Below are 22,063 nucleotides of genomic sequence, written 5' to 3'. Positions count from 1 at the left end.
TGCTTTTTATAAAACAACAAATTCATGTCAGGAGAGATATATGTTCAGGATTTTGCAGCCTTGGAAACACTGTTCAAGCGTTTCTACAAACCTTTGCGGGCGTATGCTTTCCGTTTTGTGAATGATAAGGATTTGTCGGAAGATATTGTTCAGGATGTTTTTTATGAACTTTGGAAGCGGCGTGAAAGTATCCGTTTTGAGGATGAATCTGTAAAGTCTTATCTTTTCAAAGCCGTATATACGCATGCTCTGAATGCGTTGGATAAGAAACAACAGGATGTATACCCTTTGAAACCTGAGAGAGAGACGGATATATTGGATCAGTACGTTTCCTCTTATATGCAAAATTCCGAGCAGAGCTTGTTATTGAAAGAACTGGAAGAAGAAATCATGTCTTATATAAACACGCTTCCCCCTCAATGCCATAAAATATTTATGTTAAGCCGGAGCTATGGATTGAAGAACCGTGAGATTGCGGAACAACTGAATATTAGTATCAAAGCGGTTGAAAAGCAGATTAGCAAGGCTCTTTCCGGGTTGAAAGAATATCTTATCCAAAGGGACTTATTCCCTTTATTAGTGTTGGCTGTCACTTGTCTTTCTCTTTAGACAGCCAGAGGGTGGAACGAAAGTTTCATGCCGGAGAATAAAAAGAAACGTTAATTCTTTGTAGGATGAAGGTAGGGTAAAACTACCTTTTTTTGTATTACTAATAAATGAATCTGTAATGAAAGAAGAAACACACGATATCAACGAAATCATAATCCGTTATCTGGATGGCTCGGCTGAACTGGAAGAGAAGAGGCTATTGCTTCGATGGCTGAAACAATCGGATGATAATCGGGATGATTTTATTGCAACTCGTGACCTGTGGCTGTCTTGTAATGTCGCTGCCGGAAACGAGCTGGAGATCGATATCGCTTTGGGGAAACTGAAAAACCGTATCTTGCTGGAGCAGGGACGGATGGAGAGGAACTTGCCTGCGAAGAGAAATACATTATCGGTGGTTTTGCGTTGGACGCGGATTGCTGCCGTCTTGTTGCTTTTGCTGGGAATCGGTTATGGTATCGGCAGTTGGAAGGAGCATTCCGCTCCTGATGTCATCGTGCAAAACCAACTGATTACGGCAAAAGGAAGCAAAGGCCGGTTCACGTTGCCTGACGGATCGGTGGTTTGGCTGAATTCGGAAACTAAACTGACTTATCCGAATCAATTTGCCGATGACAGACGGTTGGTCTCTTTGGAGGGAGAAGCATATTTCGAGGTGGCGAAAGATGCGAAAAAGCCTTTTGTCGTACAGGCGGGAGAGATAGATGTAGAGGTCTTGGGGACCTGCTTCGATCTCGATAGCTATTCTTCCGGTGAATTTGTAAAGACCGCTTTGCTGAACGGTAGTGTGAAGATATCGGGAAAAGCCTTGAAAGATCCGGTTTACTTGAAACCGGATGAACTGTTTAGATACCGTAAGTCGGATCAGACCGCCTCTGTCGAAGAAGCCAAAGCCGGTTTATATACCGATTGGATCAAAGACCGCCTGGTATTTGACAACGACTGTCTGGCTGATATCTTAATCAGTATGGAGGGACGCTATAATATGGACATTGAATGCCCGAAGCAGTTTGCCGCTGCCACTCGTCTTTCTTTCACAATCCGGCAGGAGAGCATCGAAGAGGTGATGGAGGCGATGAGTCTGATTGCTCCGATTAGGTATGAGATAAAGAAAAATAAAGTATATATAACTCCTCGAAAATAAATGTTTAACTTTAAAAACAGATTGCTTATGGGAATAGACAAATGATGTTATTGTGAAAAAAGAGGATAGGTGTATGTGGGTTGCATTCGTCTGTCGAAAAAAATAATTAATCTATCGTCCGGTATTTGGTTTCGGCGATAAAGTTTAACTGAAAATCTATATAGAATATGATTTATTTTAACCGAAAGGGTCTTTTGTATTCTTTTATTCAAAAAGAAACCAGGGTGATGAATTTAGCCCTGTTTATGTTAACTTTCATGTTAAGTGGGCTTTATGCTACAGAGTCTTATTCTCAGACTGTCCGGATTAGCCTCAATATGAAAAACTCAACAGTCAAAGAGGTATTAAAGAAAATTGAAAATTGCAGTGAGTTTACGTTCTTTTATAATGACGAAATAATAGACGTGGACAAACGTGTCACATTGAATGCTGAGGATCTCAGTATATCAGATATACTGACTACAATTCTCCCGAATTGTAGTTATACGATATCGAATAAAAACATTATCATAACTGTCAAGGAGGCTGGCGTTCACCAGCAGGGAAAGATTGTCACCGGAGTTGTCCGCGATGTTAATGGCGAACCGGTTGTCGGAGCGAATGTTTCGGTAAAGGGCACTACCAACGGAACAATAACCGATATGGACGGGAAATTTACGCTGGAAGGCGTTTCTGCCGATTCTAAACTTTCGGTATCCTATATCGGTTACATGGCCCAAGAGATTGTAGTGGGTAATAAAGGGGCTTTCGAAATCGTATTGAAAGATGACACCCAAGCTCTTGAAGAAGTTGTTGTTGTCGGTTATGCTGCTCAGAAGAAGGTGAATTTGACCGGATCTGTAGCCAGTCTAAATTTTACGGATGAGAAGCTGAGCCGTCCGGTTACCACGATCGCCGCATCGTTGTCAGGTATGGCGGCTGGTGTCAATGTGATGAATACTAGTAGCCAGCCGAATGCCGAAGGTTCTTCCATCTTGATCCGTGGTGTGGGTACGATGAACGATGCTGGCCCACTGATCCTTGTGGACGGAATGGAGATGAGCCTCAATGAAGTGAATCCAAATGATGTGGCTTCGATCTCCATCTTGAAAGATGCCGCTTCTTGTGCCATTTACGGTAACAGAGGGGCTAATGGGGTAATCTTGGTTACGACGAAACGTGGTTCGGATGGAAAAATCAATGTGACCTATTCGGGCAAGTTTTCTTACCAGACTCCGGCCAAGCTGATTCGTCAGGTAACGGATTATGCGGATTATATGGAGTTTGTCAACGAAGGTTATCTCAACACGAACCAGGCGGCCAAGTTCTCCCAGTCGACGATCAATGAGTGGCGTGAAGCAGCTAATAACCCGAACGCGACGAATGTCGCTGGCATACCGAATTATGTGACGCATCCGAATACGGATTGGTATGATGTCGTTTATGACCCGAAATGGATGCAGGAACATACTATCAGCTTGACTGGTGCGGAAAAGCGTACTAACTATGCGATTTCGGGTACTTACCTGAATAATCCAGGTTTGGTTATCGAGTCGGGGGTAAAGAAATATTATTTGCGTAGTGACATCGAGTCGAGAGTAACCGATTTCCTGACTGTAGGAATGCGTGCTTGGGGGTATAACGCCGATCAGGATCGCAATAATCTGGGCGATATGTGGGGATTGAACATGCAGAAGGTGACCCCAGGTGTTTATCCTTATTATGACGGCAAATATGGTGGAATCGAAACTAACGAAGAAGACGGGCAGGCAGGAAACCCATTGCTGAATATGAGTAACTCGTATGGTTACTACAAGCAGAACAAATATTTCGTGAACCCGTATATAGAAGTGAAGTTCTTGAAAGACTTCAAGTTTACAGCCAACTTTTATTATGATCAGTTTACAAACCATCACAGATGGCAACCTTCTGATTATAAAGAACAGTACAGTTTCAACCGTACAATGACTTTGAGTACGCCTCCGACTTCTACGGATATGGCTACTTATAAGGTGTATGATTGGGAAAGACGTGAAAAGTACTGGAAAACCAATATGCTGGTGAGTTGGGCGCATACTTATGGAAAGCACGATGTGGGTGCATTGATCGGTTATGAAGAATCGCGTAACTGGGGAGACGAAGTGGATATTTGTAAGGAAGGTATGTCAAGTGTCAATTTGACAGACTTTGATGCCATGACGGATCCTTATTATATTAAGGGTTCTTCATACGAATATTCTTCTCGTTCTTGGTTCGGTCGCATCAATTATGCATTTGACAATCGTTACTTGTTCGAAATGAACATGCGTTATGATGGTTCTTCTCGTTTTTCTCCCGATTCTCGTTGGGGTCTGTTTCCTTCTTTCTCTGCCGGTTGGCGTATATCTGAAGAGGAATTCATGAAAGATATAGATTGGTTGAGTAATTTGAAGCTGCGTGCATCTTGGGGGAAGTTGGGTAATAATTCCATTGGTAATTACGAGTGGCAGGCACTTTACGGTTCAGGTTACAACTATGCGTTCAATAGCAATAAATCCAATGGTTTAGCCATGACTACTTTCTCCAACTACGCTTTGGAATGGGAGGAAACGGCTATTACCAATATAGGTCTTGATTTCGGTGTTTTGAACAACCGTTTGAACGGAACGATCGAAGTATATGACAAAAAAACGGATGGAATCTTATATCGCCCGACGCTTCCGGAATCTCTGAACCAATTTACTTCTCCGCTCCAGAATCTGGCAGGTGTTAACAACAAAGGGCTTGAAATTACTTTGGGTTGGAATGACCGTGTCGGAGACATCTCTTACTCAGTTTCAGGAAACTTTACTTATAATAAGAATAAAGTGACGAAATATAAAGGGGAGTTGGTCCGCGAATGGCGTACGGATGCCAACGGCAAAAAAGTGTGGTATCAGAATGTTGGTACGGTAGCAAACGGTTCGTCCAACTTGATCGTGGAAGGCCACGAGATGAATGAATATTATATGATGAATCCATACAAAGGTAACGGTTCTTATTTCAATAGTGATGGGACAGTGAATATTAATGGGGGACCGAAAGACGGAATGATCCGTACTGAGGCTGATATGAAATGGTTGCAGGCGATGTTTGATGCTGGTTATAAGTTTTACCCAAACCAAGCGATCGGCAAAGATAAGATTTGGTATGGGGATATGATTTATGCTGACTATAACGGAGATGGTATTTATGGTAATGATGACGATCGCGATTTTCAAGGTGTTTCTTGGAGACCGAAATACTACTTCGGCTTGCAGGCAAGCATGACATGGAAGGGCTTTGACCTATCGATGAACTGGGCGGGAGCAGCCGGATTCAAGATCGATTATTACAAACAAACGCAAAACAGCGTCAGTGTTACGCACGGATATGGTCTCGGATATGACATTGCTTATGATCACTATTTCTTCGATCCTGAAAATCCGAATGATCCGCGTACGAACATTTATTCCGAAACGCCACGTCTCGTTGGTTATCAGAACAGCGGTCAGGCAAGTGCTACCAGTTCTTGGCATCTGAAGAATGGTAACTACATAAAGCTGAAAAACCTGACGATAGGCTATACCTTTCCGAAAGAATGGATGAAAGTAGCCTTCATTCAGAATGCACGAGTTTATCTGTCTGGCGAAAATTTACTGACAATCACTAAGTTCGAAGGTAGCGATCCGGAACGTATGGCCGGTGACGGTTATATGCCGATCCGCCAGTATACGGTTGGTGTTAATGTGACATTCTAATTAAATTGTGAAAAAAAGTATGGACAAGAATAATTTGGGAATTATAAAAGACATGGCAAAACTTTTTTCAGCAACAATTTTGTCAGGTTTGTTCTTTACAGGTTGTGTAGATATGGATTTGACTCCGAAAAACCAGCCGAGTGAAGGAGAGGTATGGGCAGATGCCACGATGGCTGAACAGACTGTTACCGGCTTATACAATGGATTGAACCATTTGTATAATGATAACTATAATATGTGGTTCGATTGCTTTTCGGCAGTGATGGATCGCGATGCGAACTGGCGTAACTTTGGTATGCTGTTTGGCAACCAGACGACATCAGGAGATGGTCCGAGTTGGATTTGGCATGACAACTATAAGTTTATCATCCGTTGCAATGATGTGATTGCTAATATGCCGGATGTGGTAGGGCTTCCGGAAGCGAAGAAAGCACGTTTGATTGCTGAAGCCAAATTTCTCCGTAGCTATTGGTATTATGAATTGAACTTGCTGTTTGGTGGTGTTCCTTATTATACAGAGCCAATCAAGAACATCGAAGAAGCGAAGGGTAGCCGTCTTTCTATGACGGATCTCTGGAATGAGTTGATTAAGGATTTGACTGATTGCATCAACGAGCCAAATTTGCCGGATAAATACAACAGCGGCGACAATGATTATGGTCACATTACGAAAGGTGCAGCGTATGCGCTCAGAGGCAAGATATACCTGTGGTTGGAGAACTGGGGGGCTGCTGAAGCTGACTTCAAAAAGGTCGGTGATTGTGGTTATCGCCTGTTTACTTCCGGTGCGAATGCCTATAAGATGTTGTTCAAGGAGGTCAATGAGCAGTGTGATGAGATGATCTTCTCTGTCCAGTGCATCGAAGAGGATGGTTATTGGAATTCTAAGAACCGGGGATTTGGTAATCGTTGTACTTATGGTTCCATGTGGAATAACTATTTGGTCAATCCGGATTTCGTTGATACCTATGAGTGTGCGGATGGAAGCAAGTTCGACTGGTCGAAGATCATTCCCGAGTATTATAAGTTGACGGTCAATGAACGCCGTGTCTTTTTCTTGCGTGATAACTTGACGGAATCAGAAATCGCAAATGCGAAAGAGCAGGGGGCCAATATGGATTATTATCTGCCGAGTGGCAATGAAGCTCGTATTCGCAAGGCTTACGAACAGCGTGATCCGCGTTTAGAAATGAGTGTCATTACGCCGTATGCCACCTATTTAGGAGGTGACGGAGGTGCTGATAATTACTTTACAAACCGCTATCCGTTCCGTAGCCAGTGGATAGAAACACAAAATGCGGATGGTACGATTACGCGTGAAGCGAGTGATTTGCGTACTGATACGCAGGCGATGTTTTATTATCTGAACCGTAAATTCGTGACGGAAGGAGTCGGTGAAGGTAGCCAAAAAGGTACTGGTATTGATATGCCGAAAATCCGGTATGCTGATGTTCTGTTGAACCTTGCTGAGGCATTGAACGAACAGGGCAAGATAGACGAAGCGGTTACTGTTGTCAATCAGGTACGTGCTCGTGCCGGTGCCCAATTGCTCAACTCCAATGTCCCAACGACCGTGATGGGCCAAGCTGATATGCGTGAACGTATCCGGAACGAACGGTATTGGGAATTGCTTGGTGAAGACCTGATTTACTTTGACGAACTTCGTTGGAAGACTTGGAAGGACAAAAAGTTTGCCACATATGACGACAACGGCAAACAGGTGGTGAACGGTCTGCGACAGGTTTGGGGACAGGCAACTTATCATTATGCGTGGGGGGGAGACCATTATTGGTTATATCCGATTCCGTATAACGAAACGCAGATGAACCCGAATATGGAACAGAATCCGGGTTGGAAGTAATGATTTTGTAAAGAAGAAGCTGTTGCAAAAGTTTATATTTTTGATATGTACTATTGTAATAGCTTCTTCATAAAAATAGATAGAAAATGAAGAATGTAAAAAAATTTTTCTTGTTGTCTTGTGCTATTTATTGCACTGCTTGTAGTGGAAATGGTAATACTGGAAATTCGGATGGGCAGGATATTCCGAAAGTTGATGATTCACAACTAGCTTATCATAATCCGGTGATACGGATTGCTGCACCTGATCCGACTGCCATGCGAGCAAAAGATGGTTATTTTTATTTATATGCGACTGAAGATATCCGTAACTTGCCGATTTTTCGATCAAGAGATATGGTGAAATGGGAAGAGATAGGAACTGCCTTCACTGATGAGACTCGTCCAGACTTCTTGCCCGACAACAAGGATGTCAAAGAACGTGCTCATCTTTGGGCCCCGGAGATTCGCTATGTGAAAGGCAAATATGTTCTTTTCTATTCTTTGGCGCAATGGGGCAATCATTGGGTTAGCACCGTTGGTTATGCCGTTTCCGATTCTCCCGAAGGTCCGTTCACACCGAAAGGCAAAGTATTTGACAGCCGTGAAGTGAATGTAGAGAACTCCATCGACCAGTATTTCTATGAGGAAGACGGCAAGTATTATATGCTTTGGGGGAGCTTCTTCGGAATTTATATCATGGAACTGGATGTGACAGATGATGTGATGATCACGCCTAAACTTGACACCAAACGCCAGATCGCTGGCAACGCTTACGAAGGAATCAACCTGTGGAAACGCGACGGGTACTACTACCTCATCGGCTCTATCGGCTCTTGTTGCGAAGGACAGAAAAGCACCTACACCACAGTTGTGGCGCGTTCGAAAGACCTTTTCGGCCCGTATGTCGATAAACAGGGAGGACAAATGTTGGATAACAAGCATGAAGTAATCCTGCATAAGAATGACCGCTTTGTTGGGACCGGCCACAATTCCACCCTTCTCGAAGATGACGAAAAGAACACGTGGATGCTTTACCATGCTTTTGAACTGGAACGTTTGGATGCGCAACGGCAAGTTTTGTTGGACCGCATTTTGTGGGATGAAGACGGCTGGCCTTACGTTGATAAATTGGAGCCTTCTTACGGTGCGTTTCGTCCTGTTATTAAATAATTAAACTGATGATTTTATGAATAAGAAATGGATTACTTTATTGTTTTCGTTCTCCCTTTGTTTTTGCATGAGTTGTTCGGATTCCGAATCCGATAAAAAGGAAGAAGGAAAAGTAGAAGAAGAAAAGCCGGTAACTGTCTTGTCCAAGACGGTCCCTCTGGCTGATCCTTACATCTTGGTACATGACAGCCTCTACTATATTTACGGGACGAATGTCGGAACCGGTTTTGACGTCTATTACTCCAAAGACCTCGAATACTGGGAACGTGCCTCGGCTTTGTCGCTTAGCCATGCGAACTCGTACGGCGAATCGATGTTCTGGGCGCCGGAAGTCTATTATGTTGAAAAAGATAAGAAGTTCTACATGTTCTATTCGACGGAAGAGCATATTTGTGTTGCTACGGCAGATTCTCCTTTGGGTCCGTTCAAGCAGGACGAGCATAAGCCGATCCGCGAGGAAAAGAGCATCGATACTTCCGTCTTTTTTGACGAAGACGGAAAAGCCTATCTATATTTCGTTCGTTTCAACGACGGCAATGTCATCTGGTGCGCAGAGCTGAAAGAGAACCTGAAAGAGATCAAGGAAGAAACATTGACACAATGTTTCAAGGCCGAAGAACCGTGGGAATTGGTTCTTCCCAAAGTAGTGGAAGGTCCTTCCGTCTTTAAACAGAATGGCGTCTATTATCTGATTTATTCGGCAAACGGCTATACAAGCCAGGACTATGCGGTAGGCTTTGCCACATCGGATTCGCCTTTCGGCCCGTGGAAAAAGTACGAAGGCAATCCCGTGTTGCATAAGTGCGATGGGCTAGTTGGCGTCGGTCACGGTGCTCCTTTTGTTGATATGGAAGGTAAGATGCGCTATGTTTTCCATGCGCACAAAAGTGAGTCTGAGATACATCCTCGCAATTCGTTTGTCGTAGATATGTTTGTCAAGGATAGTATTGTTTCGTTAGGAGGAAATATTGTCCGTCCGATGGTGGTAGACAGGCTGCCATCCGGTAAATAAGGTATAGAAAGTAAGGCATCGCTTTACAAGTGCTAACCCTATGAGTTAGGATGGCTAATGCATAAGGTTAGCCATCCTAATGCAATTGATGCAAAATCCGGGTTATAATTCCCTTCTTATCCTGATCTGGGAAGGGAGTTATTGTATAACATTGTTTCGTTAACAACAAAACACATTCGTTTACTATAGGCAATTCTCCGGGAGTTCAGCTTTTCCACAATGTTAGGATATTCTGTTTTTTGAGCATAAAGGGATTTTGTTTTTCGATTTCCTGCTGTGCTCGTTTTGCTGGTTGCTTATTAATTCGGGTATAAAAGAGAAAAATGTCAGACACGGATTGCTTGGGTTTTCAATCCAAACAGTAAAACGTCCCAATAAGGGTTGTTGTTTGTTTTGCTAACATAGCTTATCCTCTTTTTTATGGCAAAGTTTTGAACCTTTCAAGATTATAACTCTCCGAAGCAAATATGGGTATATCGGATATCTTTTTCTTTCAAAAAGGCCGAAATGGATAATATTTAAGTATATTAGCCCTTTGAGCATTGTATGCCTTGAACTAATTTTGGAGTTATGAATAGATTAAAGCTATTAACGATTTGTATGTTAGTTTCTGGAGCCGTCTTTTCCCAAGAATGGAAGCCGCAAACATGGCCGGTTCTGAAACAATATGACCGGGAGCATCTTTACCAGGTGGCATTGCCTTTGGGAGGAATCGGGACCGGAACGGTCTCTTTGGGAGGCCGGGGAGAGTTGCGGGATTGGGAGATTATGAATGTTCCTGGTAAGAAATATAGTACGGTGACGACCGGCAATAATGCACCTTTCTTTGCAATTTATGCAAAACCGCAGACGGGAGAGGCTATGACTACCCTGCTTGCAGGTCCTTTATATCCGCAGGAGTATTTGCATTATGAGGGGCGGCCGGTGAACCATCACGGTATGCCGCGTTTTGCCGATGCTACTTTCGAGGCGGCTTATCCGTTCGGACAAGTGCATCTTTCCGACCGGCAGTTACCGGTGAAAGTGACGGTCAAAGGATTCAATCCGTTGGTACCGGGAGACGCAGATGCCAGTGGCATGCCGATTGCCGTGTTGGCTTATGAGGTGACAAATACGACCGACCGTCCTTTGGAGGTAGCCGTTTGTGGTTCGATGCGCAATTTTATCGGGAAGGACGGCAGTAAGTTCAGGACGGACTGGAAAGGAGATTACATTCCGACAGGCGCGAAAGACAATAAAAACCAGTTTCGTAAAAAGAACGGCTTGCAAGGCCTCTACCTATATTCGGACGGGGTAGATAAGAATGATCCGGCTTATGGAACGGTGGCCTTGACCACTCAGGCAGTAGAAGGGGTCACCTACCGGACTTCTTCGCGGGCGGATAATTGGAATAATGGTATTCTTAACTTTTGGGATGATTTTAGTGCTGATGGCGAACTGACGGAGCGGGACAGACAGGAGGATGAAGACCCGATGGCTTCGCTGGCGGTAAAGAAGACAGTTGGACCTGGCAGTACGGAAACGTTTACTTTCTACCTGACTTGGAATTTCCCGAACCGGAAAGCTTGGTCGGAAACAATTGTCGGGAACTATTACAGCACTCGGTTCCCGGATGCCTGGGAAGCGGCCGAGGCAATCGTACCTCAGATTCCGGAAATGGAAAGGCAGACGCTCTCTTTTGTGCATGCCTTCCTGAAATCGACTTATCCTGATGTTGTCAAAGAGGCTGCTTTGTTTAATCTGGCAACATTGCGTTCGCAAACGGTCTTTCGTTTACCTAGCGGACATTTGATGGGATGGGAAGGCGTGATGGATCGTTTCGGTTCTTGTGCCGGCAGCTGCACGCATGTTTGGAACTACGAGGTGGCGACACCGTTTCTTTTCGGTGAATTGGCAAAGACGATGCGTGATGTGGAATTCAACTATGTGACGAAAGAAAATGGGCTGATGAATTTCCGGGCTTCCTTGCCTTTATCGGAAGCAGCGAAAGGAAATTCGGCTGCGGCGGACGGCCAGATGGGATGTGTCATGAAGATTTACCGGGATTGGCAGTTGTCGGGAGACGATGAGTTCCTGCAAAAGAATTGGGGGCAAGTCAAGAAAGTGCTTGCTTATGCCTGGACCGACAAAGGTTGGGATGGCAATCAGGACGGCGTCATGGAAGGTTTGCAGCATAACACGATGGATGTGAACTATTTCGGCCCGAATCCTCAAATGGGCTTCTGGTATATGGGAGCCTTAAAGGCGGCTGAGAAAATGGCTTTAGCCATGAAGGATAAGACGTTTGCCAAAAAATGCAATACTTTATTCCGGCAGGGAAGCACCTGGATGGATGCCAATCTGTTTAACGGGGAATATTATGAACATAAGATAACCGATCCCGAAACATTTGAATATCTGGATATGCGGAATCCGGACGTGAAGGTTCCGCCGTTTCAATTGGGAAAAGGTTGCCTGGTCGATCAGCTGGTCGGACAGTATATGGCCCATATATGCGGTTTGGGATATCTGGGAGATAAGGAGCATATCCGTACGACATTGGGAAGTATCATGAAATATAATTATGTGAAGGATTTCAGCCGTCACTTTAATAATATGCGTTCGTATGTGATGGGAGATGAGTCCGGCCTGCTGATGGCCTCCTGGCCGAAAGGACGTCTGGAAGTCCCTTTCCCTTACTTTGCCGAAGTGATGACCGGTTTCGAATATTGTGCCGCTGTCGGCATGATATACGAAGGTATGGAAAAGGAGGCCTTGACTTGCATCCGTGCGATTCGTGATCGTCATGACGGGGCGAAGCGGAATCCGTTCAGTGAGGCGGAGTGCGGACATCACTATGCCCGTTCGATGGCAAGTTGGGCGGCAGTAATCGCGTTGAGCGATTTCCAATATTCAGGAGTGGATCGACGGATGCATTTCACGGATCGGCCGGGATGTTATTTCTGGAGCAACGGTTATGCCTGGGGTACTTGTACCGTTACAGATGATACTGCTACGATCGAAGTCCTGAAAGGTTCTTTACAGTTGGACAAGTTGGTTATTGGAGATAAAGAGAAGCGGTTGAAGAATTTCAGACTTGCTTCAGGGGAAAATCGTATAATAAAATTATCATGAAAAATTCAAGAAGAACATTTTTCAAGCAAGGGCTTGCAGGTGCGTTGGCTTTAGGTTCGGCATCTCTTCCCGTTTCTGCTGCTGCTATGACGGATGGGGTTGGCAAAGCGAAAGCCAAGCGTGTAGTCCTGATATCTCTCGATGGTATCTGTGTGGAAGGATTTCTGAAAGCAAGAACTCCGAATTTGGAAGCCTTGCTGGCTGATGGTTCCCTTTCGCTTGATACGCGGGTGGTTATGCCTTCGGTGACTTTGCCCAATTGGACAAGCCATTTGACGGGAAGTGGTCCGGAACAGCATGGAGTTGTTGACAACAGTTGGGAAATATCCAAATTCAAGCTGCCTGCCATCCATACGGACAGTGATGGTTATTATCCATCGGTATTTAAAATCCTTAAGGATGCAGTTCCGCAGATGAAGACGGCTTTTTATTATAACTGGATAAATCTGTTCTATCCGTATAACAAGAAGTATTTGGATGAAGTCAGCTATTTGGAACAGGATGCTTATGTCCCGAATTATGAAAAGGCATTTTCTTTTCTGAAGGCTAATGAAGGTAATCCCACTTTGGTATTCCTTTATTCCGTGCATACCGATCATGCCGGGCATAAACATAAATGGATGTCTCCGGAATATATCAAGTCTATTGAAGAAGCGGATGTCGAGATCGGGAAATTTCTTGAAAAGATGAAACGGGACGGCTTGTATAAAGACACTCATTTTATGTTCCTGACGGATCACGGAGGTATTGAATACGGACATGGCGGAGTCAGTACGAATGAGATGATTGTTCCCTGGGGGATCACCGGTCCCGGAATACGCAAAGGGTTCAAGATCACGGAACCCAATAATACCGTGAATACGGCAGCTACGATCCTCCGTTTGTTTGATGTGGAGAAACCTTTACCTTGGACAGGGGAGGTATTAAGTTCTATATTCAAGTAAACAGTATTCGTAAGTAAGCCTAAATAAAAAGAGAGTATCTGGAAAAACCGGATACTCTCTTTTTTATGAATAAATAGTCTGTTTTTTAGTTCTGTTCCTTCAAGATCACGTCATGCGCTCCGCCTTCCACGATACTGGTTGAGGAAACCAATGTGATTTTGGCGTTCTTCTGCAAATCGGGAATGGTGATAGCTCCGCAGCTGCACATCGTGGCGATTATTTTGCCCAGTGTGAGGTTGAGGTTGTCTTTCATCTTACCGGCATAGGGAACATAGCTGTCGACACCTTCTTCGAACTTAAGTGCTTCGCTGCCGCCCATGTCGTAACGCTGCCAGTTCTTGGCGCGGTTCGAACCTTCGCCCCAGTATTCCTTTACGAAATTGTTACCGATCTTCATCTTCTTTGTCGGAGATTCGTCGAAGCGGGCGAAATAACGTCCCATCATCAGGAAGTCCGCACCCATCGCCAAAGCAAGAACCATGTGATAGTCATGCACCAGACCGCCGTCGCTGCAAATGGGCACATAGATACCAGTCTTTTTCATATATTCGTCGCGTGCCTGTGCCACGTCGATCAATGCGGTAGCCTGTCCGCGGCCGATACCCTTCTGTTCACGGGTGATACAGATGGAACCGCCACCGATACCCACCTTGATGAAATCGGCTCCGGCTTCGACCAGGTAGTCGAAACCTTCCTTGTCGACAACATTACCGGCACCGACCAGCACCTTGTCACCATAGTTTTTCTTGATCCATTGCAGTGTTGCCTGCTGCCATTCGGAATAGCCATCGGACGAGTCGATACACAATACATCGACACCCGCTTCAACCAGCGCAGGAACACGTTCCATATAGTCGCGTGTGTTGATCCCCGCGCCTACGAGCAGTTTCTTATCGCTGCCGGACAACTCTTTCGGATTGTCGCGGTGGCTGTCGTAGTCTTTGCGGAAGACGAAATATTGCAAGTTCTGTTCCTTGTCGATGATCGGCAACGTGTTCAGTTTGTGATCCCAGATGATCTGGTTGGCTTCACTCAATGTCATGCCCAGTTCGCCGACGATCAGTTTGGAGAACGGAGTCATGAATTCTTTCACCTTCTTGTCGGGAGAATCCTTTTCGGCACGATAGTCGCGACTGGTCACCATACCCAGCAATTTACCGTTAGGAGTACCGTCGTCCGTCACACCGATCGTAGAGTGTTCGGTGCGCTGTACCAGAGCGATTACATCTGCCAACGTATTTTCGGGCGTCAGATTGGAGTCGCTGATTACAAAACCGGCTTTGAACTTCTTTACTTTCCGGACCATTTCGGCTTGGCTGTCGATAGGTTGTGAACCGAAGATGAAAGACAGTCCTCCGTTGCGGGCCAGTTCGATGGCCAACTTGGGACCGGACACGGATTGCATGATCGCTGAAACAAAAGGAATGTTTAGTTCGATCGCAGGCTTTTCGCCCACTTTGTGTTTCACAAGCGGAGTTTTCAGCGAAACGTTGGTTGGCACACATTGTTTGGTTGTTAAACCTGGAATAAGCAAGTATTCGCCGAATGTTCTTGATACATCGTTTAAGTAAACTGCCATAGTGTTTATATTTACGGGATGATTTTATTAGGGTACAAAAGTACTCAATTCTCTTGTATCATGTATTGTCGAGACTAAAGAAAATTATGTTTTTGCCTATTTTCTCTCTTTCGTGTATGGGGAAGTCAAGAATATCCGGACATCGGTGCCAGCCCGTATCAGCAACTTTTCCATAATCCGGAGTGTTATATGGATGAAATTAACAAAGGAGGATTATTTATGAAAACAGTAGTGGATAAAGCCAATACTCGCGGGTATGCAAATCATGGATGGCTGAAGACCCATCACACTTTTAGTTTTGCCAATTACTACAACCCGAAGCGAGTACATTTTGGCATGCTTCGGGTCCTGAATGACGACTCTGTCGCTCCGGGAGAGGGCTTCGATACACATCCACATAAGAATATGGAAGTCATCTCTATTCCGTTGAAAGGATATTTGCGTCACGGCGACAGTATCCGGAACAGCGAAGTGATTACTCCGGGCGATATCCAGGTGATGAGTGCAGGTACGGGGATTTTCCATAGCGAGTTCAATGATAGCGGTGAAGAGCAGCTGGATTTCCTCCAGATCTGGGTGTTCCCGCGTGAGGAGAATACAGCACCTCATTATAAGAGCTATGATATCCGCCCCGTTCTGAAGAAGAATGAGTTGGGAGTGATGATTGCGCCGGACGGCTCCGCCCCGGCTTCCATCAACCAGGATGCCTGGTTCTCGATGGGTACGTTGGATGCGGGACTGGTGAAGGAATACAAACTGCATGGCAAGAAGAACGGCGTTTACCTGTTCGTGATCGAAGGCGAAGTGGAGGTTGCCAACACAGTCCTTTCCAAACGTGACGGCGCCGGTTTCTGGGACACCGACAGCATTGCCATAGAGGTATTGAAACATGCGACCGTACTTTTGATGGAAGTTCCGATGGAATGATCTTTGTCAAAATGACAAAACGTCAAACAGGCTCCGGTTTCTATTGGCTGTAGCCGGGATAAGGATCGAACGGCTGTGTTTATCGTATTCTCGCGGAGATAAGGATTTCCGTTCTGCCACCGGAATGGAGTCATATGAATCTTTTTGTCTGCTGAAAGGATGCCGATCAGCTTATGTCTGCCGGCCGTGATAGAAATAGTCGAGGATAGCAGGCAAAATGATTATCCGGAACTATCCGTCCGGCAAATGCTTCCAGACAAAATAGAACGTTTCCGGCAATGTTTTTTCTCAAAATAGGGGACCGGATCTTATAAAAGTGCCGACTTTCTTGCATGAAGGTCGGCACTTTTGTTGTAAAAGGTCCTTATCTTTCTGTCTGTATGTGCCTATGTATGCTCGAATACATGCTTATGAAACCTGGAACATATGCCTATGGAGCAGGGAATACATGCAAATGTAGCTTGATTTACCTTGCGGGAGAGTCTGTAAGGGCGGACTTGCTATATTGAAGTGTCAGCCTAATTGTTTGATCGGTAATAAAATGTCCGGTAAGATAGAGACGGGGTGTTATTTTGATTTATCAGAATACTTGTGCTGGCAGAAGTACAGAAAAGCCTTTTCATCCCTTTATAAAAAATCAATCGGAGAAACTTCTTGTTGGAAAGAAAAGAACTACAGTCTTAATAGAACTACGGTATTTTTACAAACCTACCGTGTATTGTGATTGAAAATTCATTAAAAACACATTACCAAACTCTTACCTCGGATATGTTTTAACAATACCATTCTGTTGGGCGTAAAATTAAACAAAAATATCCAAATAAAAAGATTGATTTCCAAAAAGTTTCAAAGGAAGAGACATTGGAAAGTTCTCAAACTGCTTATAATGTACTACTGCAGATATACTTATTTATTTGAAAAACTTCGTTTGAGGGGATGAAAAGTAAGACCTATATCCACTTCTGTTAATATTCAAACCATATCATAAAATCCGAAAACAAATACCGTAGTTCTATTAAGACTATAGTCATTTTAACTGCCTGTATTAATTAAAAATAGTTTATATGGACAACTTAAATATATAGGCCTATGAGATAGGAATAGAGAAAACTGACAGAAAGACTTTAAGTCTTGTTTAGAGTGTGATAAGCCTCAGGCTTAGATCGATTTATTATTAACCTTTTTATAATAATACAGAAAATGCAACAAAAACAGAATTGTGGCCATCCTCTAAGAAGGAAAGGTTCAATATCTCGAGTATCGAAAGTCACTTGCGGACTGCTCTTTTGTCTGACGACAGGAGTATTTGCGGCTGGTGAGAATGTTGAATTGTTAACCTCGGATCGGATAGAGAATGCAGTGCCTGATCAAGTAGGAAAGACCGTGACAATTATGGTTCAGGATGAAATGGGACCGGTAGCGGGAGCTAATGTTGTTGTGAAAGGAACTACGAACGGAAATATCTCGGATATGGACGGAAAGGTCGTTTTGCAGAATGTTCCCAACAACTCGACTTTAGTGATTTCCTTTATCGGTTATACAACCCAGGAAGTGAAGGTCAGCAACCAGGCAACCATCCATGTGAAGCTGGTTGAAGATGCCAAAGCATTGGAAGAAGTTGTGGTGATCGGCTATGGTTCTTTGGACAAGAAGCAGGTGACCAGCGCCATCACCTCGTTGAAGGCCGATGACCTGATGGTCGGTGTGAGCGGGGCGGATATCTCGGCGTCCTTGCAAGGCAAGATCGGCGGTTTGGTGATGAACAACTTGGGAAGTGCCAATTCCGGTACGACATTCCAGCTTCGCGGTATGACTTCCATCAATTCAGGAAAAGCTCCTCTTATCGTGATCGATGGTTTTCCTGGTGGCGATATCCGTTCGTTGACGCAGGATGATATCAAGTCTATCGATGTGTTGAAAGATGCTTCTGCCGGTGCTATCTACGGAACACGTGCAGCCGCTGGTGTGATCCTGATTACGACCAAGAGCGGCTCGGATACGAACGGGAAAGTGAGACTCACGTACAGCAACGAGTTTACGAAAAAACAAAACTACAATGCTCCCGAAATGTTGTCCGGCCGTGAATATGCCGAACATAATATCGGTACGGATTACGGTTCCGATACAAACTGGTGGGATGAGTTGATTAATAAGGGCAACTTCTCCCAAAAACACCATCTTGCATTGGAAATGGGTACGGAAAAGGCACAGGTTTATACTTCTTTCTTCTATGAAAAGAACCAGGGTATCGCGTTGCAGGACGAACGTCAGGATTATGGCGGACGTGTGAACGCATCTTTCAAGTTGTTCGATGATTGGCTGGAAGTCCGTCCGGCCGTGGATTATCGCCAGGCTGCCCGTAACAACCACTATCCGAATTTCCAGCAAGCCATGCGTAACAACCCGACCCGCTCGCCGTACGATCCGGATAGCGAAACAGGCTATAACGTATGGATCAACGAATCGTTGGACTATAACGTCGTTGCGGATGCCATGCTGGAAGATTACTACGGATTGGATAAATGGTTCAAGCCGGAAGTAAACCTGAAGTTGAATATCAAGCCTATTCCGGGTTTGAATTACCAGCAGGTTGTCGGGTATGAAAACCGTCAATGGGAATTGCACCAATATTGGCCCAGCACACACCGAAGCGAGATTGACAATTCGCGTAAGGGGCATGCCCACCTGGCTTTCAGCAAGACGGAAAACCTGACTTCAGAAGGATATTTCTCTTATGTAAAAGACTTTAAAGGAGGACATAATCTGAATGCAACAGCCGGTTATTCTTATTTTGAAGTCAACGGAGAAAACTTCGGTATGGACAACTATAATTTCTCGGTCGATGGCATCAAGTACTGGGATATAGGGCAAGGCAGCTACCTGACGGATGGCAAGGCCGGCATGAGCTCCGGCAAATCGGTTACGGAACGTCTGTTCTCTTTCTTTGCCCGTGCCAATTATTCCTACCAGGATAAATATATGCTTTCCGCATCTATCCGGCATGAGGGCTCTTCCAAGTTTGCGGCCGACAACCGTTGGGCGAACTTCTGGTCTGCAACGGCAGGATGGCGTATCTCGAACGAAGAGTTCATGAAAGACTTTGACTGGCTGGACGACTTGAAGATCCGTTTCGGTTACGGTGTGACCGGTAATAATGACTTTAGTGCGACTTATATGGCCAATATGTTAGGCTCGGACACGAACTGGATGATGCCGAACGGAACATGGGCGTACTCATACGGTAAATCGCAAAATGTCAATCCTAATTTGGGATGGGAAGAAAAGAAGGAGTGGAACTTGGGTGTCGATTACTCTTTCTTTGAAGGACGCTTGTATGGCAAGTTCGACTACTATCGGCGTGAGGTGGATAACCTTCTGTTCAGTGTGAAGGTCCCGCAGCCACCTTATACGCAGGGCAGCCAGATGCAGAATATCGGTAGTATGGAAAGTAAAGGTTGGGAGTTCGAAGTCGGTGGCGACATTATTCGTACAAAAGACTTTACTTGGTCTTCCAGCATGAACCTGAGCCATAATACCGGAAAGATCCTGACGTTGGAGGGTGACAACTCCTATCATAACGGTAATGGTTTCGTGGCTCCGGGAACTCCGGGCGATGCAGCCCGTATGGAAGCCGGTTCGACAATCGGTTCTTTCTATATGTGGAAGTTCGCAGGGTTCGATGACGAGGGCAGTTTCTTGCTGTATAACAAGGACGGCGAGGTGATCCCGGCTGCACAGAAAACGGAGAACGACAAACAGTATATAGGCAACTATACTCCGAAACTGATTATCGGGTGGAGCCATACCTTGACTTATAAGAACTTCGATTTAGGCATCAACCTGCGTAGCTGGATCGATTTCGACGTGTATAATACGATCAATATGTATTACGGCATCCAGGGACAGGGCAACCTGAATGTTTTGAAAGACGCTTACGGCAAGTTCAACCACATCAAGGGCGAAAAGCAGATTTGCGACTATTTCCTGGAAGACGGTACATTCCTGAAAATCGATGCGATCACGCTGGGTTATACGCTTCCGATGAAGAAGTACACGAACAACCTGATCGACCGGATTCGTATTTACGGTACGGTGGGTAACGTTTGCACGATCACCGGCTATAGCGGCATGAACCCGGAGGTGGATATCACGGGCTGGGATAAAGGAACGGAAAAGTTCTGGAGCGATTTCTATCCGGTCGTCCGTACTTGGACATTAGGTATGCAGTTTAACTTCTAATACAAGATTGTAAGATGAAAAAGAAAAATATATTCCAATTGTTTTTATCCGGAGTGATCTGCCTGCTATGCACTACTTCCTGTAGTGTCGAACCTGATTTTTATTCGCAGGTGGTCCCGGAGACTTTTTATAGCTCACAAGATGCCGTATGGCAACGTTTCAACCGTCCGTTTACTCACTGGCGCTGGTACATTGCCCACGACAGTCCGCGTTGGTTGTTGCAGGAACTGGGGACGGATGAGTTCTGTCTGCCTACGCGTGGTAGCGACTGGTATGACGGGGCCGTCTATCAGAAATTCCATCATCATGAGTATACGGAAGACATGACGCGTGTCGAGACGGGCTGGACCAACTTTGCGATGGGAGTCGCTTTGGCTTGGGATGCATTGGAAGATTTGGAAAATGTCGATTTCGATGCATTGGGCTTTGAAGAGGGTACGCGCGAATCCATGTTGAACCAGCAACGTACGTTGGCTGCTTCTTTCTATTTGGACGGTTTGGACTTCTTCGGAGGGGTGCCTTTGTACACGACGACACAGAGCGAAGTGAAAGGACGTTCGACGGATGTCGAGACATTTAACTTCATCGATTCCTTATTGAAAATAGCCGTTCCGAATCTTCCGATCAAGGAAGAGCTGGGAGGGATGGAAACCGGTTCGATCCATCGTGCAGCCGGTGCAGCTTTGCAGGCTCGTTTGTATTTCAATGCCAAGTCTTATATCGGCAAGGAGATGTTTACCGAAGCCGCCCAGATCTGCCAGGACATTATCGACGGTAAGTACGGACAGTATGCATTGGAAACGGATTGGACGAACATATTCGGATTTGACAACGAACGTTGTCCTGAGCTGATCTGGTCCGTACCCAGCCAGAATGCAAAGACCGAGACGGATGCCATGTATTGGGGCATGATGGTTCCTTACAACTATAAGAACTATCTGGGTGGACTGGAAGGTTCCGGTTCGGACAATGCTCTCGGACTGGTGCCGAGTCTCGATCCTACGGGTAAGCGTTATCCATATAAGCTGGGTGGAGCGTATGCGAAGTTCAATGATAAGGATATCCGTAAGCAACCTTATGTATATGAAGGCAATGGCAAATATCGCGGTATGTTTATTGTGGGTGAATTGGTGAATCCGTTGAATCCGGAATGGGTTTGCACAGGTACGCGCGAGTATGCCGGAGAGGTGATCACGGTTGTCGACCAGATCGCTCATTTTGCCAAGGTAGGAAAAGATCCGCTTTATCCGGATGTGGCTTCGTTACCTTCGACGGTTGCGACGGCAGAAGAAAACTCCGGGGTACGTGTGACGAAACGCAGTCCGCGTCCGACTCAGGAAGAGTTCAAGCGGAAAGGCGATCCGGACGTACCTGTGATCCGTTTGGCCGAGATCTATTATATGCTGGCCGAATGCAAGATGCGTGCCGGTGACAAACAGGGGGCTGCCGATCTGATCAATACAGTCCGCAAGCGTTATTTCGAAGACGGAGTCGATCCCGATCCTGTAACGGCTGCTAATCTGGACAAATACCGTATGCTGGACGAATGGCAATTGGAATTCTTGGCCGAAGGGCGCCGCCGTACGGACTTGATCCGTTGGGATGCCTATGTGACGGAAGACTGGTGGGATCATAAGGCGACGAACAATCCGAACCTGAATCGTTTCCCGATCCATTACAGTCTGATCGGTGCTAATAACCTGCTGGAACAGAACCCGGGTTACGGCAGTAAGTAGAATGTGAAAG

At 45.3% G+C, this 22,063-nt stretch carries 12 protein-coding genes; 11 read left to right on the top strand and 1 reads right to left on the bottom strand.

Translation table 11 applies throughout. From position 1 onward, the window contains the following. Positions 1–24: 24 nt before the first annotated feature. From NQ542_RS08715 to NQ542_RS08680, 8 genes are all read left to right on the top strand, one after another. On the top strand, positions 25–609 hold the full coding sequence (locus tag NQ542_RS08715; protein ID WP_005636233.1) for an RNA polymerase sigma-70 factor: 585 nt from the start codon (positions 25–27) through the stop codon (positions 607–609). A 118-nt stretch (positions 610–727) separates the two neighbouring features. Then, on the top strand, positions 728–1,753 hold the full coding sequence (locus NQ542_RS08710) for a FecR family protein (RefSeq protein ID WP_005636235.1): 1,026 nt from the start codon (positions 728–730) through the stop codon (positions 1,751–1,753). A 167-nt stretch (positions 1,754–1,920) separates the two neighbouring features. Then, positions 1,921–5,490, top strand: a complete 3,570-nt coding sequence (locus tag NQ542_RS08705) for a TonB-dependent receptor (protein ID WP_005636237.1) — start codon at positions 1,921–1,923, stop codon at positions 5,488–5,490. Positions 5,491–5,509: 19 nt separating this feature from the next. Next, positions 5,510–7,351 (top strand): RagB/SusD family nutrient uptake outer membrane protein, encoded by a 1,842-nt coding sequence (locus NQ542_RS08700; RefSeq protein WP_005636239.1) that lies wholly within the window; start codon positions 5,510–5,512, stop codon positions 7,349–7,351. Positions 7,352–7,437: 86 nt separating this feature from the next. After that, on the top strand, positions 7,438–8,502 hold the full coding sequence (locus NQ542_RS08695; protein WP_005636241.1) for a family 43 glycosylhydrolase: 1,065 nt from the start codon (positions 7,438–7,440) through the stop codon (positions 8,500–8,502). 16 nt (positions 8,503–8,518) lie between these two features. Beyond that, positions 8,519–9,514, top strand: a complete 996-nt coding sequence (locus tag NQ542_RS08690) for a glycoside hydrolase family 43 protein (protein WP_005651025.1) — start codon at positions 8,519–8,521, stop codon at positions 9,512–9,514. A gap of 570 nt (positions 9,515–10,084) precedes the next feature. After that, a complete protein-coding gene (locus tag NQ542_RS08685) occupies positions 10,085–12,628 on the top strand; it encodes a GH116 family glycosyl-hydrolase (protein WP_036724557.1) in 2,544 nt (847 codons plus the stop codon). Next, positions 12,625–13,572 carry an alkaline phosphatase family protein gene (locus NQ542_RS08680; RefSeq protein ID WP_005636246.1) on the top strand — a complete coding sequence of 316 codons (948 nt, stop codon included), beginning with the start codon at positions 12,625–12,627 and terminating at the stop codon, positions 13,570–13,572. Before NQ542_RS08685 ends, NQ542_RS08680 begins: the two co-directional genes overlap by 4 nt. Positions 13,573–13,657: 85 nt before the next feature. Here NQ542_RS08680 and NQ542_RS08675 read toward each other — a convergent pair whose 3' ends face one another. Beyond that, a complete protein-coding gene (locus NQ542_RS08675; RefSeq protein WP_005636248.1) occupies positions 13,658–15,151 on the bottom strand; it encodes an IMP dehydrogenase in 1,494 nt (497 codons plus the stop codon). 219 nt (positions 15,152–15,370) lie between these two features. Between NQ542_RS08675 and NQ542_RS08670 the strand changes: the two genes are divergently transcribed. The 3 genes from NQ542_RS08670 (at position 15,371) to NQ542_RS08660 (ending at position 22,053) form a co-directional block, all read left to right on the top strand. Then, entirely contained in the window at positions 15,371–16,078 is a 708-nt protein-coding gene (locus tag NQ542_RS08670; RefSeq protein WP_036724582.1) for a pirin family protein, read from the top strand. 1,200 nt (positions 16,079–17,278) lie between these two features. Continuing rightward, positions 17,279–20,317, top strand: coding sequence for a SusC/RagA family TonB-linked outer membrane protein (locus NQ542_RS08665; RefSeq protein WP_005636258.1), 3,039 nt, complete (start codon positions 17,279–17,281; stop codon positions 20,315–20,317). A 14-nt stretch (positions 20,318–20,331) separates the two neighbouring features. Next, positions 20,332–22,053, top strand: coding sequence for a RagB/SusD family nutrient uptake outer membrane protein (locus tag NQ542_RS08660; RefSeq protein ID WP_005636260.1), 1,722 nt, complete (start codon positions 20,332–20,334; stop codon positions 22,051–22,053). Positions 22,054–22,063 lie beyond the last annotated feature (10 nt).

The organism is Parabacteroides merdae ATCC 43184, assembly GCF_025151215.1.
Classification (GTDB): Bacteria; Bacteroidota; Bacteroidia; order Bacteroidales; family Tannerellaceae; genus Parabacteroides; species Parabacteroides merdae.
Note: the sequence above shows the minus strand (reverse complement) of the source record. Positions and strands in the feature narration are given on the sequence as shown.